We start from the raw sequence: 18,087 nt of genomic DNA on the forward strand, positions 1-18,087 counted from the left end.
TTTCATATATATTAAAAATACAGTAATAAAATTAATGAAATTTTTTATTATATAGGGCGTTTCTAACTGTATAGTATTAATGCAGAGTCTTATTTTCTATAAAAAGTATAAATGTATCAACTTAATTAGAAAATATATATATTAATATAAGTTTATATTTTAAGAATATATTATAATCATATTAATAATAAATTTAAAAGTATAGGTTAATATTAAAGAAAGAATATATATGCAAGGAGGAGTAAAAATGATTGTAACAACAACACCATCTATAGAAGGTAAAAAAATTATAGAATACAAAGGAGTTGTATTTGGAGAGGTTATTTCAGGAGTTAATTTTATAAAAGATTTTGCAGCAGGATTGTCTAACTTTTTTGGTGGACGTTCTAATACTTATGAAGATGAATTAATTCAAGCGAGACAAAATGCTATGAAAGAAATGGAAACAAGAGCATCTCAAATGGGTGCTAATGCAATTGTAGGAGTAGATATTGATTATGAAGTATTAGGTTCTGATAATGGAATGCTTATGGTGACAGCTTCAGGTACTGCTGTTTATTATGAGTAATTTAAAATTAACAATTTAATGTTTAAAAGCTATGTTTTAAAATAGTGATTATATATAATTATTAGATCTTAATAAAAACATAGCATTATATTAATTATGTAGTTTATTATAAGTAAAGAGGATAGTGTATGAAAATGAATTATAATGAAGCAATGAAATATTTAAGTAGTGTGGGTAGATTTGGATCAAACTATGGATTAAAAAGAACATATAGATTATTAGAGTTGTTAGGCAATCCACAAAAAAAATTAAAGTTAGTACATATAGCAGGAACGAATGGAAAGGGATCTACTACTGCAATGATAACTAATATGTTAATGGGGCTTGGATATAGAGTGGGAATGTACACTTCCCCTTATTTAGAAGAGTTTGAAGAAAGAATTCAAATAAATGGTATGAATATAGAAAAAGATGTACTAGCTAGACTTATGGGAGTTGTAAAAGAAGCAGTAGATAAAGTGATAGAAGAAGGATATGAACATCCAACTGAATTTGAAATATTAACTTCACTTATGTATCTATATTATTTTGAGGAAAAAGTTGATTATGCAGTTATTGAAGTAGGTCTTGGAGGCGAATTAGATTCAACTAATGTAATAATACCAGTAGTTAGTGTTATTACATCAATTAGTATGGATCATATGAATATATTAGGCAATACCTTAAGTGAAATTGCTATTCAAAAAGCAGGAATAATAAAAGAAAACATTCCAGTTATAGTATACCCACAAAAAGAAGAAGCAAGGAATGCAATATTAAATAAAGCAGAGAATGTAAACTCAAAAGTATATGAAGTATCTAAAGAGAGTGGAAAATTTATTAGAATGATTTCTGATGAAAAAGTTTATCAAGAGGTAGAAGTTAAAGGTCTAAAAAATATATATAAAGTTAAATTACCACTTATAGGGGAGCATCAAATTTTGAATCTAAGTTTAGCTTTAAATACAATAGAGATATTGTGTGAAAGAGAAAATATTGATTTAAATAAAGAGTTAATTGAAAAATCTATTAAAAATGTAGTATGGAAGGGACGATTAGAGGTATTAAGAACTAATCCTTTAGTAGTAATAGATGGAGCACATAATATAGATGGAATAAAAATGCTTAGAAAAAATATTGAAAAATATTTTACGTATAATAATATGTATTTATTATTAGGGATTCTTGCAGATAAACAAGTTGAAGATATGGTTAAAGAGATAACACCACTGGCACATAAAGTTTATGCATTGACTCCTCATAGTGAGAGAGCTGAATTAAGTGAAGAATTAAAAAAAGAAGTATTAAAATATAATGAAAATACTATAGCATTAGAAGATTATGAAGAAGCATATAAATCAGTAATAAATGAAGCAAATTATGATGATTTAATTTTAATAAGTGGATCATTATATATGGTAGGAGATATGAGAAAAACAATAAATAATATGGTAAAATAATATCATAAATAATTTAAAGTATGGCTATGTTTTAAATGAATGTTGATATTGTAGTATAAAGTGAATAAGATGTATTTTAGGCACATTCTTTAAAATAATAGATTTATATCTATTATTTTAAAGAATGTGCCTTAGCAAAATAGTTATAATTAATAAAGTTTTAAATAATTAATAAGAGTTGGTATTACTTTAAGTAAAGGGGATGAGAGGTGTATGTGCAATATTAATATTGATGATTATATAGATAATAAAAAATCTATATATAGAGAGCTAGAAGAGTTTTATTATAAAAATCCAGGCATACCATATAGTTATCAAGATTTTGAAATGGCAGGATTTAATGAGTTTAATGTAGCGTTTAATAAAACAAAGCCATTAGAAGTTTATGACCAAATTAAACTATCTAATGAACTTATAAATATTTTATTAGGTTATGATAGAAATAATAAAAAAGAGGTTTTAGAAAATATTAAAGGATATCTTACACTTAATCCTATAATTAATTATTATGATATCTTTTTAAGAAGTTTTAGAGCTATTTATGAAGGTAATAATAAATATAAAGAAAATTTAATTAATATTATCAAGTCATTACTTTATGAAAGTGATTCAAGTGAAGAAATAAAGCTTTCTTTGATAATGCAGTGTGTTATTAAATTAGATAAAATTGATGAAATTTTAAATTTACTTTCAATCAATAATGAGTATACATTTTATATAATTAAGGTATATGAATCAATGGAAAATTCTAATCAGAATATATTTACGTTAGCTAAAAAATCAAATTGGTATGGTAAACCTGTTTGTATACAATCGCTTCAACCTGTAAATAGTGTTATAAAAGAGTGGTTAATGCAAGAATCACTTGAAAATAATTTGGGTGATGTAGAGTGTCTATCATATACAATATTAGCATTAGATATATTGAAATATTTAAAATCTGGAAAGGTTAATGAGGATAATATACAATCAATGTCAAAATCGATTAGTTTGTTGTTTTCTGAATATAGTATAGATAGTATTGATGATGGTTTAAATATATGTTTTGAATTTTTAAAAATTGTTAATCAATTTGGTAAAGACATATATAGTTTATATGCAACAACATCAATTGAATATGCTATAGAGGCACTTATTTTAGATGAATATGATATTGATGATGTAGAAGATATATGTTCTTTAAATCCACAATATAAAAATATAATAATACTTGCAAATAAAATATATAAAAAGAATTTATGGAGAGATATCATTTTAAATGAAATAGGAAACATAGAATTAAATACAGAAATAATAATAAGTTCAGCAGAAAAAACTAATCTTAGGCTTAAAAAGAGAGAATTTGAACTTCTTATAAAGAGAGATATTACTAATCCTAACTTATATAGATATGCATTTGAAAAAGGAAGTAAAGCTATAAAACAACTTACTTTAAAATTAGCTTATGAAAAATTAGAATTTATAAATATTTTAAATATAAATGAAAATATAAACTTAGATGAATTAAACATTGAACAAATTAATCATATTTGTTTTTATTTTTTAGTAAAAGGTATAAAATATGAAGAATTTCCTGAAAAATATAAAAACATAAATTTAGATGCATTAAAAGCATCTTTAATTGAAACACGTACTCAAGCTATTAGAAATTTAACTATAATTAAGGATGAATTTGATTTAAATGATATAAGTGTTATAGAAGAAGCGATTAAAAATGAAAAAGTAGCAACTTTAAAAACTTACTTAAAATCTTTAATAGGTAAAAGTGATGAAAGAAGAAAACAATATATTAGTACAGAAGATATAGAAATAATACCACATGTTAAGGATGTATATATAATGTCTACTGAAATTGCAGGAACTAGATATGTGGATTTATCTGAGGTATATGGTGTTTTAAGTGAGGGACAAATAGTATATTTAAATAGGCAAAAAGATAATGTTTATGATAAAAATGCTATACAAGTAGTAATACAAAAAGGATATATTATAGGCTATATACCAAGAAGTGATAATTTAATTTTAAAAAATCTAATTGATAAAGGAAAATATTTATATGGAGTAATCAATAAGTTAAGTGGTGATTATGAAAATATAAGAATTGATGTCTATTTAAGTTATAAAGATGTAATAAATGAAATAACAACAACATTATCTTTACTGTCAAATAGAGATAGCAAATACATGCAATAATTATATAAGCTTGGAAGTTGTATGTTATATTATAAATATTTTTATTGTCCCAAAATAATTTTGACCGTAAAGTAAGAATTGTGTTTATGAATATTCTAATAAAGATATATCCAATTAATTAAAGTTCCAATCAAAAAGTTGGAGCAAGTAATTAATTGGATATTTTTAAATTTTCGCTATATTTTAAGTGACTATTGATATTCTAGTATAAGCCTGAACTGGCATTGAAATTTACTTTTTAGAAATATGTTTATACTATAATGTCACACTGTTTAAAAACATAGTATTTTTATGTTATTGTGATTTCCATTCTATTAAAGCTTTCGCTAATTGATCAGGGCAAGAAGTCTCTTTAGCATTACATTTTATTCCTAACAATTTATTAATAGCTGTATCAACATCCATCCCTTTTACTAAAGCACCAATACCTAAAAGATTTCCTGCACAACCACCTATAAAATCAACAGATTGTATTTTATTGTTTTCTATTTCAATATTAATAATTGATGAACACACACCTTTAGTATTATATGAAAACATTTTCAAAATTCCCCCTTACTATTAAAATATTTTAATAAGGCACATTAAATAAAATAATAGATTTAATAGACAAGCATACTGGTCTATTATTTTTTTGAATGTGCCTAAATAATAAAATGTTCTAATACATTATATTAACATATTTATTATAGTAGGATTTTGTCAATAAATAAAGATATTACAGAAAATTACTTGTACCAATAATATGTTTTAAGAATATATTATAATACAAAGATGATTATCCAAGAGGAGAGAGGAAAATGAAGTCAATTATTGTATGTAATACTGGATCAGATACTTTAAATAAAATCTGTGTTAAAACTTTAAATGTTGAAACTCTAAAGTTATCTCTTGGGGAATCAAGAGTTGGTCCTCATGGGCTATCAATATATTCAGATAAACTTTTTGTAGCAAATAATTATAGTAATACTGTATCTTTAATAAATATAGATATGTTTAAAGAAGAAAAAAATTTTTATATAGGTTCTCATCCAAATGACTTAGTTGTATATAATGAAAAATTATATGTTATATGTGGAGAATCTAATTCTCTTCTTGTATATGATTTAATTAATAATAAAGTTAATTTTGAATTACCTATGGGTATATTCCCTCATAGCATAGCAATATTTAATGAAGGAAATAATATATTTATAAGTAATATGGGAGAAGATAGTATATCTGTAATTGATTGTATAGAAAATAGAGAAATTAAAAAAATAAAATGTGAAAAATATCCTGCAAAAATAGTTATATCAAAAGATAAAAAATATTTATATGTATGTGAAAGTCATGTAGGACATAATATAAAAGGCAGCATATTAATAATATCATTAAAAAATTTCACAATACAAAGAAGAATTAAGGTTGGAGTTTCTCCAGTGGATATATGGGAAGAAAATGGATATATTTACGTATCTAATTTATTAGAAGGAAGTATTAGTATTGTTAACTTAAATAAAGCTATAGAAGAAAGGAAAATATTTGTTGGAGGAATGCCGAGAGGAATTATTAAGGTTGGTGAACGCATTTTTATTGGAGATTATTTAAATGGACAATTAAAGGTAATTAATTTAAAGGAAAAAAGTATAAAAACCATAGCAATAGGATCCGAACCTAATGCTATGATTTTAATTAATGATCTTCATTAAATAACATATTTATTATATTTGTGTATATATCTGACGGGTTTTCTTTCCACTTAGCACAAAGTGCTACAGCTTGGCTTTTTGAAGGAACTGTTAATTTTAGTTCCATAAGTAAGCTTTGATTTTCTAGAGCTCTTAAATCTACTATAAAATTATCATTACTATCTAATGTATAATCACTATGTATAGTAAGTTCTTTTTTTATAAGGTCTAATTTATCTTTTATATAGTTATCTATAATAGAAATTTTTGAAGGGGATATTCTGTCTTTAAATAATGAAAGAACAGTATCTCCTTTTTTTGTCAAATATAGTAACTGTTTATCATTAATTTTCTTATAAATAACAAAATCTGAACTCTCTAATTCACATAAATATTGTTGAAGTGTGAAGTAATTGATGAAATTATTTTCAAGAATTATTTCGGTAAATTGAGTGTTAGATATTGGGTCTTTTATTGATTTTAATATATATAGCATTAATAATTTATTTTCTGCTAATTCTGATGAACTTTCGTACATAAACTACCCCCATAATTATTGAAATAATACTTTTATTATAACATAAAATATTGTTTATGGAATATATTTAGTATTAATAAATAGCTAAAAGAATATAAATAAACTTTAATGCATTATTATAAATATTAGCTATATGATAAGTTAATTAATTATATAAGTTCCAATAAAGTTTGTTCATTAATATAAATTTTAGAATATTTATAAATGATATGACTCACCAGTCTAATGAGCGACTTAATTAGAACGTATATATAGAGAAGGAGATGTAAAAAGTTGAAATGGCGAAAATGTAGGATTTTTCTAGATTTAGTGCTTATTTTTTGTTTAATACTTATGTCATTTAGTATAAACCCCAATATTCAAACTACATCAGAAAAGATAGAGGATAACCCAATATATTCTGTAGAATGTGAAAATAAATCTGTTAGTTTAACATTTGATATAAATTGGGCGGAAAAAGATAATCTTCAAAGCATATTAGCAATATTAGATAAATATAATGTAAAAGGAACATTTTTTATAATGGGAGGTTGGGTTAATTATAGTAGTGAAAATGTTGAAAAATTAAAGTCTATAAAGGAAGGGGGGCATGAAATAGGTAGCCATAGCTATATTCATCCTAGTTTTTCCAAGATAAGTGAGAGCAGAATAGAAGATGAACTTAAAAAGACAGATGAAATTATTGAAAAATATATAGGAGAAAAGCCAAAACTTTTTAGATTCCCAAGTGGAGATTATAATAAGCAGTCTCTTAGAAAAGTAAAAAGTTTAGGATATATTCCTATACAATGGAATGTAGATTCTGTTGATTGGAAAGAGTTAGGGCAAGAAGTTGAATATAAGCGTGTAATGAAAGGTGTAGCACCTGGATCTATATTACTTTTCCATAATAATGCAAAATATACTCCTGCTAATTTAGAAAGAATTATAAGTGAGCTTAAAGCCCAAGAATACCAGTTTAAAGCAGTAGGAGAACTTATATATTTTGAAGATTATTATATTGACGAAAATGGAATTCAACATAAAAATAATAATAAAGATTGAAAATAAACCAGTAATTGTATTATAATGGTAATAAGTGCTAGTGGGAGTACTATTTACTAAATTTATTTACGGTGGAGAGAGGGGTAACAATGGATAATTTAATGTTAAATAACAAAATTTACCTTGAAGGTAAAGTGGCATCTGAATTGGAATTCAGCCATGAAATGTATGGAGAGGGGTTTTATACTTTTGATTTGGATGTGATGAGACTAAGCGATTCGGTTGATAGACTAAATATAACCGTTTCAGAAAGACTAATTAATAATATACAATTAAATATTGGATCAGATATAATAGTGGAAGGACAATTAAGATCTTATAATAAATTTGTAGATGGATCCAATAAACTTATACTTACTGTTTTTGCACGAAATATTGAGGAATGTTTAGAAAGAAGTAAAAATCCTAATGAAATATTCTTAGATGGATATATTTGCAAAGAGCCTATTTATAGGACAACACCATTCGGTAGAGAAATTGCTGATGTATTACTTGCAGTAAATAGAGCATATAACAAATCAGATTATATTCCAACAATTGCATGGGGCAGAAATTCTAGATTCTGTCAAACATTAAATGTTGGTGATAATATAAGAGTATGGGGAAGAGTGCAAAGTAGAGAATATCAAAAGAAGGTTTCAGACACAGAAAGTGTTAAGAAAATTGCTTATGAAGTATCCATATCTAAGATGGAAAAAGTTGAAAGAGAAGAGTCTTCAAATGAAGAAGGTGCAGTTTAAACTTTAATTAATATATAGTTATTATAAGTTTGTAAACTATCTCGATATTATAAAATAAAAAGAGGATTTCATAATATGAAATCCTCTTTTTATTATGTAAGAAGTTATTTTCTTAAGTCATCTAAAAGTTGAGTTTTCCCCTTAGTTTTTTCATCAACTGATTTTATAACTTTAGCAGGAGAACCAGCAACAACCATTCCTTCAGCAACATCTTCAGCAACAACTGACCCAGCAGCAACAACGGCACCAGTACCAATCTTAACTCCTTCTAGAATTACAGAATTAGCACCAATTAAAACATTATCTCCTATAATACAAGGCTCTTTACTTGGCGGCTCTAAAACACCGGCAACAACAGCGCCAGCACCAAGATGAACATTTTTACCAAGTTTACCACGAGCACCAACTACAGCATTCATATCAACCATAGTACCTTCACCTATTTCAGCGCCTATATTAATTACAGCTCCCATCATTACTACAGCATTCTTTCCAATAGTAACTTTATCTCTGATTATTGCACCGGGTTCTATTCTTGCTTCGACTTCTAACAAATCAAGCATAGGAATAGCAGAATTTCTTCTATCATTTTCTATTCTAAAGTGTTTAATAAGATGCTTATTATCTAATATTATTTTAGTAACAGCATCAGATTCTCCTATTAATATGTAAAAACTATTAGCTCCATACCATTCTATATTATCCATTGAAGCATTACTTAAGTCTCCATTAACATACACTTTAACTGGTGTTGATTTTTTTGATTCTTTAATAAATCTAGCGATTTCATAAGGATCAGTTAGATTATAAGACATTGTATCACCCTTTCATTATTTACAATTAATTTAATTATAATAAAAATATAAAATAAATAAAAGAGTAAAAACATATAAGTTCCAAAAAATTTGTTTATTAATATAAATCTTAGAATATTTATAAACTGTATTGCTTACTATTATAGTGAGGAACTTATATAGAAAATTTATGATATATATGCGTCTAACTCGATATTGTTAATTAAAAATTATATAAAAGATTATAAATGTATTAACTTAATTAGACATATATATAAATAGTTTGAATGACATATATTAATAATGTAAAATAGTCTTATAAAAAATAGGTCTACTCATATGTATTCATTAATTAAGTTGGAGAAACAAGATATAAAATATTAGTAAGACAAGGTGAGTTTTAAGAAAATAAATCAGTATATCATTTTGGGGCTCTCACGTATAAAAGTATGGATATAAGGCACGTTCAATTTTATGTGCCTTATATAAGTAATAGAATATGAAATAAAATTTAAGAGGGAGATATAAAATATGAATAAAAGAGTAAAAAATGTGCAAATTTCAGGGATAAGAAGATTCTATGAAAAAGTTCAAAAAGTTGAAGGTGCTATATCTTTAACACTTGGGCAACCTGATTTTAATGTGCCTGAGAATATAAAAAAATCAATGATTAAATCAATTGAGGAAAATAAAACTACATATACATCAAATGCAGGAATTGAAGAGTTAAGAGAGGAAATAAGTAAATACTTAAGAAAGTTTAATATTAATTATAATAAAGACGAAATTTGTATAACGGTGGGAGGAAGTGAGGGATTATATATAGTATTATCTGCACTTATAAATGAGGGAGATAAAATTTTAATTCCATCACCTGCTTATCCAGCATATGAAAGTATATCAAATATAATAGGAGCGAATATAATAAATTATTCTTTAAATGAAGATTTCACATTGAATATAGATGAGATTAAGAAAAAAATAGATGAACAGAATATTAAGTATTTACTTCTTTCTTTTCCATCAAATCCAACAGGGGCTATATTATCTAAAGAACAAAGAGATGATTTAATAAATTTAATAAAAGAAAATGATATTATTGTAATTACAGATGAAATGTATTCCGCAATAATCTTTGATGAATATTATTCAGTAGCTCAAAGTGATGAAATAAAAGAAAAAGTAATATATGTAAGTGGATTCTCAAAAATATTTTCAATGACAGGTCTTAGAATAGGATATTTTGCATGTAGTGATAAACTTATGAAAGAATTAATAAAAGTACATCAATATGCAGTATCATGTGCAACATCAATATCTCAATGGGGAGCTTTAGAGGGCTTAAAAAGTTGCCTTGAGGATGTTGAAAAAATGAAAAATACTTTTGAAAAGAGAAAGAATTATTGTATTAAAAGATTAAATGAAATTGGAATAGATGTAGTGAATCCTAAAGGGGCTTTTTACATTTTCCCATCAATAAAAAAGTTTAATATGTCTTCTGAAGAATTTTGTACGAGATTATTAAGAGAAGGAAAAGTAGCTTGTGTACCAGGAAGTGCATTTGGAGAGCTTGGAGAAGGTTATATGAGAATATCATATTGCTATTCAGATGATGTATTAACGGAAGCTTTTAATAGATTAGAAAATTTTATAAAAGCATTAGGTAGCTCAAAATAAATAATTAGTCAGTATTCCTCTCTTTTGTGCACTATACTGCATCACCAAATACAGCTAATAGTAGTATTATTAACTGCATTTACTTTCTTGTATAGTTCAAAAAATGCTACAAATCTTTAATTAATTATTTATTTTACAGTGCCTTATAGTATATTTTGTATTAAATATTTATATATATAGATATTTAATACATTTTTTTTTATTCTTTATGGGATTGTATAAGTAAAGATTTGAGAAATAAAATATTAAACATAAAAATAAATAAAGTTTTTTAAATATAAATTTTAGGATATAGAAAATTATTAAATTTTTAATTAATATATCTGAAAAAATAATGAATTATTAGTAGATTTTGTAATAATTTTTTTATAAAAAAATATTAAACTGAATAAAAATATAAGAAAAATAAGCCGATTTTAAAATAAAATATAATAAATCAAGTGTTTTTTGATAAATTGTTATTATTAATGTGTTAAATAATAATTTGATAATAGGGGAATTGTTTGACAAAAGTCTAAAATATTATATAATTTAATAAATATTAACTATTAAAAATTAAAAAATGATATTAATAATTTCTTGGGGTTCAAAATAAAGATGATTATTATGTCGGTTAAATAAAAAGGAGGGTAATAATAATGAAAAAAAGTAAAATTAAAAAGCTGTGTGCTATAACTTTAGCGTTGACTTTAGGGAGTTCAGTTTTAGCAGGTTGTGGTGGAACAGCCAAAAAAGCAGCGGAAAAAGGTGGTCAAGTTCTTACCTATAATTTGAATGCTGATCCCAAAACTTTAGATCCTGCATTAAATAATGCAGTGGATGGAGCTATAGTACTTGTAAACACTTTTGAGGGACTATGCAAATTAGATGAGAATGATAAAGCAATTCCAGGAGTAGCAGAAAAATGGGATATTTCTAAAGATGGAACAGTTTATACATTTCATTTAAGAGATAATAAATGGTCAAATGGAGAACCTGTTACAGCAGCAGATTTTGAATATGCTTGGAAGAGAGTAATAAATCCTAAGACTGCTGCTGAGTATGCATATCAAATGTCATATATAAAGGGTGCTGATGAATTCAACCAAACAAAAGACCTTAATGGAGATGGTAAAATAGATACTATAGATGATATTGGAGTTAAAGCTATAGATGATAAGACATTAGAAGTTACTTTGAAAGAACCATGTTCATATTTCTTAGAATTAACAGCTTTTCCATGTTATTTTCCAGTAAATAAACAATTAGTTGAAGGAAATGCTCAATGGGCTAATAATGCTGAAACATATGTTTCAAATGGACCGTTTAAAATTACAAAATATGCTATAAAAGATGAAATAGTATTAGATAAAAATGAAAATTATTATGATAAGGATAAAGTTAAACTAGATAAAGTTGATATGAAGCTTGTTACTGAAGAAACATCAGCATGGGCAAGTTACCAATCAGGACAATTCGATATGGTAGATGTTGTACCGTTATCAGAAGTTCAAACAGCAGTTAAGGATGGGACAGCTAAAATATTTGATCAATTAGGAACATATTTCTATTGTGTTAATGTTTCTGAAAAAGCTAAATCAATAAATCCAGAAGCTGCAAAAGTTTTATCTGATGTAAAGGTAAGAAAAGCGTTAGCACTTGCTATAGATAGACCATCATTAGTTAAAAATGTAACTAAAGCTGAACAAATACCAGCTTATAGCTTTGTTCCAGAAGGAATTAAAGGAAAAGATGAAAAAGATTTTGCAGGAAAGAAATACTTTAAGCCAGAAGGAGATATTGAAGAAGCTAAAAAATTATTAGCTGAAGCAGGTTATCCAAATGGAGAAGGGTTCCCTTCAATAGTATTAAGTTTTAATCCTGAAAGTGGTCATGGAACAATTGCTCAAGCTGTTCAAGATATGTGGAAAAATAATTTAGGAATAAATATTGAGCTTCAAAGTCAAGAATGGAAAGTATTCCAAAAAACAAGAGATAATAAGGAATATCTAATAGCAAGACATGCATGGATTGGAGATTATGTAGATCCAATGACATTCTTAGAAATGTGGATTAGTACTTCAGGACAAAATAATGCAGGATATAATAATCCTAAATATGATGAATTAATTAAATCAGCAAAGACAGAGCAAGATGCTACAAAGAGATTTGATTTAATGCATCAAGCAGAAGATGTATTAATGGAAGATATGCCTATAATTCCTGTATACTATTATACTAATCCAAAAGGTATAAAGGATTATGTTAAAGATGTTAGAGTATCTCCATTAGGATTTATATACTTTGATAAAGCATATATAGAAGGAAAGTAAGTTATTTCTAAATTGCTTCAATAGAATATATAGAGTTAATTCTCTATATATTCGAAGCGATTTTTTTATTCTTTAGGAAATTATATATTTTAAAATCTGTGGATAACTTAGATTATATTATTGCTTAAAGATTAAGAAATAAAACCTAAAGAATAAAAAGAAAATATATTCGCCTGCTAGATTTTTCTCACATACGTTCGAAAAGGCAGATGCGTAAAAAAAATTGACGGCTCCACAGTCGCCTTGGCGATTTTTTTATTTATATATTATACATAGTATTATTATATTGCTTTTATAAATTAATTTTAGACATCATTAAATAACTATATTTATGTTAGGGGTTACACAATAAATGTTATATCTAAAAACAATAATATTTATGTAATTTAAATAAGCATTAACTCTTGATTGTTAAATATTGAAAGTATAATTTTTAACGATAGATATATACTTTTATGGAAAATATATAAAGAATAATAAAAAAATGATATTTATAAAGAAATAAGTTATTAATTGTTAATTGAAATATAGCTAAATTGATAAAAAAATAATTAATAATACTGTTAGTTTTTAAAAATATAGATAAGCAAACTAAATTTAATTAATATATCAATTAAATTCGGATAAAAATAATTGATTAGTAATGAGAAATACATTTGTATTTGAGGGAAATACACGGTTTGAGAGGTATTATTATGAATGGTTTTCATTATTATATTGTTAAATAAAGAGCCTTACAAGTTATGATTTATTGACAAAATTTAATATTATTATATAATTATTAAATAAATAGACTAAAAAAGAAAATTCGAATTTTATAACAAGGGAGAGAGAAAGATGCTAAAATATATCGGGAAAAGATTGTTAGCAAGTATATTAACAATATGGGTTGTTATAACATTAACATTTTTTCTAATGAGACTTATGCCTGGTGGTCCATTTGATAGTGATAAATTAACACCTGAAATTAGAGCTAATATGGAAGCAAAATATGGCATGGACAAGCCACTAGGGGAGCAATATACAATGTATATGAAAAACTTAGTTAAAGGAGATTTAGGTGAATCCATGACTTTTAAAGGAAGAAAGGTATCAGATACAATATCTTATTCATTTCCAGCATCAGCAAAAATTGGTCTAGTAAGTGTAGCTTCATCAGTTATTGTTGGAGTAGGACTAGGGATTGTTGCGGCACTTAAAAAAGGTAAATGGGCAGATTCTCTTATTATGCTTTTAGTAACTTTAGGAATAACTATACCAAGTTTTGTAATAGGAGCTGTTTTAATATACTTCTTAACTGTAGAGTTAGGATTATTACCAGCAACAGGATTTAGTAGTTGGAAACATTATATTATGCCTGTTATAGCATTATCATTAGGATCAATGGCTTTTATTACAAGACTTACAAGAAACAAGTTATTAGATGTTTTAAAGTCTGATTATATAAGAACAGCAAAAGCTAAAGGATTAAGTAGAGGCACTGTTATCTTAAAACATGCATTAAGAAATTCATTAATTCCAATAGTTACATATATTGGACCTTTAATAGCTAGTATTTTAACAGGAAGTTTCGTTGTAGAAAAGATATTTGCTATTCCGGGATTAGGTAATGAATTTGTACAATCTGTTACAAATAGAGATTATACTATGCTACTTGGAGTTACAGTATTCTATTGTACAATGCTAATAATGTTTAATTTTATAGTAGACATTATGTATGTAGTAATTGATCCAAGAATAAAATTAGAAGATGTAGAAGTCTAGAAAGAAGGGGAGAGAAGATATGGAACAAGAAATAATTTTAGAAAAGGACTTATTTACTCCTCTAACTGAAGAAGAAAAAAAGGTCGATGTGGTTATAAGACCTAGTATTGGTTATTGGAAAGATGCATGGAATAGATTAAAAAGTAATAAGATGGCATTAATATCATTAATAGCAATAATATTAATTATAGGAGCAGCATTTATAGTCCCATGGGTATCTAGTTTTAATTATTCAGAAACAAGATTAGATTTAGCTAATTTAAAACCTTCATCAGAACATTGGTTTGGAACAGACCAGTTAGGAAGAGATATATTTGTAAGAGTATTTTATGGATCTAGATATTCTTTAATAATTGGTATAGCAGCAGCATTTATTAATTTATTTATCGGAGTATTATATGGTGGAATATCAGGATTTTTGGGCGGAAAAGTTGATAATATAATGATGAGAATAGTTGATGTTTTATATTCTATTCCGTTAACTATATATGTAATAATTTTAATGGCTATTTTAAATAAGCCAGGAAGTGCAGGAAGTGGTCTTTCTACAATAATAATAGCTCTTTCTATCTCTTATTGGATTGGAATGGCTAGAATAGTAAGAGGTGATGTACTTCAATTAAAGCAACAAGAATTTGTTCTTGCAGCAAAAGCACTTGGAGCTTCAAATACTAGAATATTAATTAGACATTTAATACCAAACTGTATTGGTTCTATAATGGTTACAATGACATTATTAATACCTCAAGCTATCTTTACAGAAGCATTTTTAAGCTTTATAGGATTAGGTCTTATTCCACCTAAAGCATCATTGGGTACTTTAGCTAATGAAGCAATGAAAGCTATTTATCAATATCCTTATCAATTGTTATTCCCAGCAGTAGCAATCTGTTTAATTATATTGGCATTTAATCTTTTTGGTGATGGATTAAGCGATGCATTAGATCCTAAGAACAAGAGATAGGGGGAAGAGTAATGGAAAAGTTATTAGAAGTAAAAGATTTAAGAACTTCCTTTAAAACTAATGTAGGTGAAGTACATGCAGTAAGAGGTGTATCTTTTTATTTAGATAAAGGAGAAGCTTTAGGAATAGTAGGAGAATCAGGTTGTGGTAAAAGTGTTACAATGATGTCTATTATGAGATTATTAGCTGACAATGGAAAGCTTGTTGGTGGAGAAATACATTTTGATGGAAAAGATATTTCTAATGTAAAAGAAAAAGAAATGGAACATATTAGAGGAAATGAAATAGGGATGATATTCCAAGATCCTATGACATCATTAAATCCAGTTTATACAATTGGAGATCAACTAATTGAGCCACTATTAAAACATAGATCTATGAGTAGATCAGAAGCAAAAAAACAAGCGATTGAAATGTTAAATTTAGTTGGTATACCAAGTCCTGAAAAAAGAATGAAACAATATCCCCATGAATTTTCAGGTGGTATGAGACAAAGAGCAATGATTGCTATGAGCTTAATTTGTAAGCCAAAGCTTATTATAGCGGATGAACCAACAACAGCATTAGACGTAACAATTCAAGCACAAATTTTAGATTTAATGAAAGATTTAAAAGATAAACTTAATACTTCAATTATATTAATAACTCATGATTTAGGAGTTGTTGCAGATTTATGTAGTAGAATAAATGTAATGTATGGTGGAATAGTAGTAGAAACAGGTTCTACTGAAGATATATTCTACAGAGGAAGACATCCGTATACTTGGGGATTATTAAGAAGTGTACCAAATCCAAAAGAAAATAAAAAAGAAAAACTTAAACCTATAGAAGGTCAACCACCAGATTTATTAAAACCACCAGTGGGATGTCCATTTGCTGCTAGGTGTGAATATGCAATGAAAGTTTGCCTTCAAAAACAACCTCCACACTTTGAAGTAGGAGAGAATCATAAAGTTGCGTGTTGGTTATGTCATGAAAATGCACCAACGGTTGAATCACCTATAAGGAGGGAAAGATAGTGGAAAATAAGAATGAAGTAATTTTAGAAGTAAAAGATTTATGTAAATATTTTCCGGTTAATAAAGGACTATTTAAGGGGAAAAGCTATGTTAAAGCTGTAGATAGAGTTTCTTTTACAATAAATAAAGGTGAAACATTAGGTTTAGTAGGAGAATCAGGTTGTGGTAAGACAACAACAGGAAGAACTATATTAAAACTGTATAATCCTACAGCAGGAAAAATAATATTTAAGGGAAAAGATATAACTAATTATTCAATTAAGGAAATGGTTCCTTTAAGAAAAGAATTACAAATGATATTCCAAGATCCATATGCTTCATTAAATCCAAGAATGACTGTTGGAGATATAATTGGAGAGGCTATAGATGTTCATAATTTATATAAAGGTGAAGAAAGAACTGAAAGAATTAGAAGCCTTTTATCAAAAGTTGGTCTTGCAAGTGATCATATAAATAGATATCCACATGAATTTTCAGGTGGTCAAAGACAAAGAATAGGTATTGCAAGAGCGTTAGCAGTTCAACCATCTTTAATAGTATGTGATGAACCAATATCAGCACTTGATGTTTCAATTCAAGCTCAAGTTATAAATATGCTTGAAGAACTTCAAGAAGAATTAGGATTAACATATTTATTTATTGCACATGACCTTTCAATGGTTAAACATATATCGACACATATTGGAGTTATGTATTTAGGAAGAATGGTAGAAAAAGGAGAAAGTAATACTGTTTATTCTGAAGGATTGCATCCGTATACACAAGCTCTTTTATCAGCAGTACCTATACCTGATCCGGATATAGCAAAAAATAATAATAGAATAATATTAGAAGGAGATATTCCTTCTCCTATAGATCCACCACCAGGATGTAGATTCCAAGGTAGATGTAGATATGCAAAACCTATTTGTAGTGAGGTTGATCCTGAATTAAAAGAAGTTAAACCAGGACATTTTGTAGCATGTCATTTATATGATTAGTTAATATATTACAAAGTAATATAACAGATTTCTAAGTTTTATGTAGAAAATATTAAAGTATACATAAAATTTAGAAATCACTCTTTATAAATATAAGCTTTTTAATTTAGGCACATTCAAAAAAATAATAGACCAGTATGCTCGTCTATTTTGCGTCATACTGCGTCAGCAAATTTAGTTAATAGCTCACTATTAGCTGAATTTGTTTCCTTGTCTGACATAGAATATACAACGCCTCTTTGGTCTATTATTTTATTTCATGTGCCTTATTTGTAAAAGTAGAGAGTATAAATATATAAAAATACAAATATCTATAGATAAAAAGTATTTAGTTTTATGCAACCGTTATCTGTGATTGTATATGTTTCTTTATTTAAATTAGAAA

Annotated in this window: 15 protein-coding genes; 12 read left to right on the forward strand and 3 right to left on the reverse strand. The window is 26.5% G+C overall.

The window, feature by feature from the left end:
* Window positions 1-247 precede the first annotated feature (247 nt).
* The 3 genes from ACYUET_RS00770 (at window position 248) to ACYUET_RS00780 (ending at window position 4,200) form a co-directional block, all read left to right on the forward strand.
* A complete protein-coding gene (locus tag ACYUET_RS00770; protein ID WP_219779101.1) occupies window positions 248-568 on the forward strand; it encodes a putative heavy metal-binding protein in 321 nt (106 codons plus the stop codon).
* A 128-nt stretch (window positions 569-696) separates the two neighbouring features.
* Window positions 697-2,007, forward strand: a complete 1,311-nt coding sequence (locus tag ACYUET_RS00775) for a bifunctional folylpolyglutamate synthase/dihydrofolate synthase (protein ID WP_460277145.1) — start codon at window positions 697-699, stop codon at window positions 2,005-2,007.
* A 213-nt stretch (window positions 2,008-2,220) separates the two neighbouring features.
* Window positions 2,221-4,200, forward strand: coding sequence for an HIRAN domain-containing protein (locus tag ACYUET_RS00780; protein ID WP_460277147.1), 1,980 nt, complete (start codon window positions 2,221-2,223; stop codon window positions 4,198-4,200).
* A gap of 294 nt (window positions 4,201-4,494) precedes the next feature.
* Here the strand turns inward: ACYUET_RS00780 and ACYUET_RS00785 are convergent, their stop codons facing one another.
* Window positions 4,495-4,740: a TIGR03905 family TSCPD domain-containing protein gene (locus tag ACYUET_RS00785; RefSeq protein ID WP_460277148.1), complete on the reverse strand. Its 246-nt coding sequence runs from the start codon at window positions 4,738-4,740 to the stop codon at window positions 4,495-4,497.
* Window positions 4,741-5,000: 260 nt separating this feature from the next.
* On the opposite strand from ACYUET_RS00785, the gene ACYUET_RS00790 reads away from it, so the two are divergent.
* Window positions 5,001-5,891 (forward strand): YncE family protein, encoded by an 891-nt coding sequence (locus tag ACYUET_RS00790; RefSeq protein WP_460277150.1) that lies wholly within the window; start codon window positions 5,001-5,003, stop codon window positions 5,889-5,891.
* Here the strand turns inward: ACYUET_RS00790 and ACYUET_RS00795 are convergent.
* Window positions 5,875-6,408 (reverse strand): DUF4364 family protein, encoded by a 534-nt coding sequence (locus ACYUET_RS00795; RefSeq protein ID WP_460277152.1) that lies wholly within the window; start codon window positions 6,406-6,408, stop codon window positions 5,875-5,877. The two genes, ACYUET_RS00790 and ACYUET_RS00795, sit on opposite strands and share 17 nt — an antisense overlap.
* 273 nt (window positions 6,409-6,681) lie before the next feature.
* Between ACYUET_RS00795 and ACYUET_RS00800 the strand changes: the two genes are divergently transcribed.
* Window positions 6,682-7,452 (forward strand): polysaccharide deacetylase family protein, encoded by a 771-nt coding sequence (locus ACYUET_RS00800; protein WP_460277154.1) that lies wholly within the window; start codon window positions 6,682-6,684, stop codon window positions 7,450-7,452.
* 89 nt (window positions 7,453-7,541) lie between these two features.
* Window positions 7,542-8,192 (forward strand): single-stranded DNA-binding protein, encoded by a 651-nt coding sequence (locus ACYUET_RS00805; RefSeq protein WP_460277156.1) that lies wholly within the window; start codon window positions 7,542-7,544, stop codon window positions 8,190-8,192.
* A gap of 104 nt (window positions 8,193-8,296) precedes the next feature.
* Here ACYUET_RS00805 and dapD read toward each other — a convergent pair whose 3' ends face one another.
* Window positions 8,297-9,007, reverse strand: coding sequence for a 2,3,4,5-tetrahydropyridine-2,6-dicarboxylate N-acetyltransferase (gene dapD, locus ACYUET_RS00810; RefSeq protein ID WP_460277157.1), 711 nt, complete (start codon window positions 9,005-9,007; stop codon window positions 8,297-8,299).
* A gap of 510 nt (window positions 9,008-9,517) precedes the next feature.
* On the opposite strand from dapD, the gene ACYUET_RS00815 reads away from it, so the two are divergent.
* From ACYUET_RS00815 to ACYUET_RS00840, 6 genes are all read left to right on the forward strand, one after another.
* The gene (locus ACYUET_RS00815) at window positions 9,518-10,663 is read left to right on the forward strand and encodes a pyridoxal phosphate-dependent aminotransferase (protein WP_460277158.1); all 1,146 of its coding nucleotides are present in this window, start codon (window positions 9,518-9,520) and stop codon (window positions 10,661-10,663) included.
* 638 nt (window positions 10,664-11,301) lie between these two features.
* The gene (locus ACYUET_RS00820) at window positions 11,302-12,975 is read left to right on the forward strand and encodes a peptide ABC transporter substrate-binding protein (RefSeq protein WP_460277159.1); all 1,674 of its coding nucleotides are present in this window, start codon (window positions 11,302-11,304) and stop codon (window positions 12,973-12,975) included.
* Between the two features lie 837 nt (window positions 12,976-13,812).
* Window positions 13,813-14,739, forward strand: a complete 927-nt coding sequence (locus tag ACYUET_RS00825) for an ABC transporter permease (RefSeq protein ID WP_460277160.1) — start codon at window positions 13,813-13,815, stop codon at window positions 14,737-14,739.
* 19 nt (window positions 14,740-14,758) lie between these two features.
* The gene (locus tag ACYUET_RS00830; protein ID WP_460277162.1) at window positions 14,759-15,703 is read left to right on the forward strand and encodes an ABC transporter permease; all 945 of its coding nucleotides are present in this window, start codon (window positions 14,759-14,761) and stop codon (window positions 15,701-15,703) included.
* A gap of 11 nt (window positions 15,704-15,714) precedes the next feature.
* Window positions 15,715-16,722 carry an ABC transporter ATP-binding protein gene (locus ACYUET_RS00835; protein WP_460277164.1) on the forward strand — a complete coding sequence of 336 codons (1,008 nt, stop codon included), beginning with the start codon at window positions 15,715-15,717 and terminating at the stop codon, window positions 16,720-16,722.
* The gene (locus tag ACYUET_RS00840) at window positions 16,722-17,702 is read left to right on the forward strand and encodes an ABC transporter ATP-binding protein (protein ID WP_460277166.1); all 981 of its coding nucleotides are present in this window, start codon (window positions 16,722-16,724) and stop codon (window positions 17,700-17,702) included. The genes ACYUET_RS00835 and ACYUET_RS00840 overlap by 1 nt, the downstream gene beginning before the upstream one ends.
* The last annotated feature ends 385 nt before the right edge of the window (window positions 17,703-18,087 follow it).

Source organism: Clostridium sp. CTA-5, assembly GCF_054768135.1.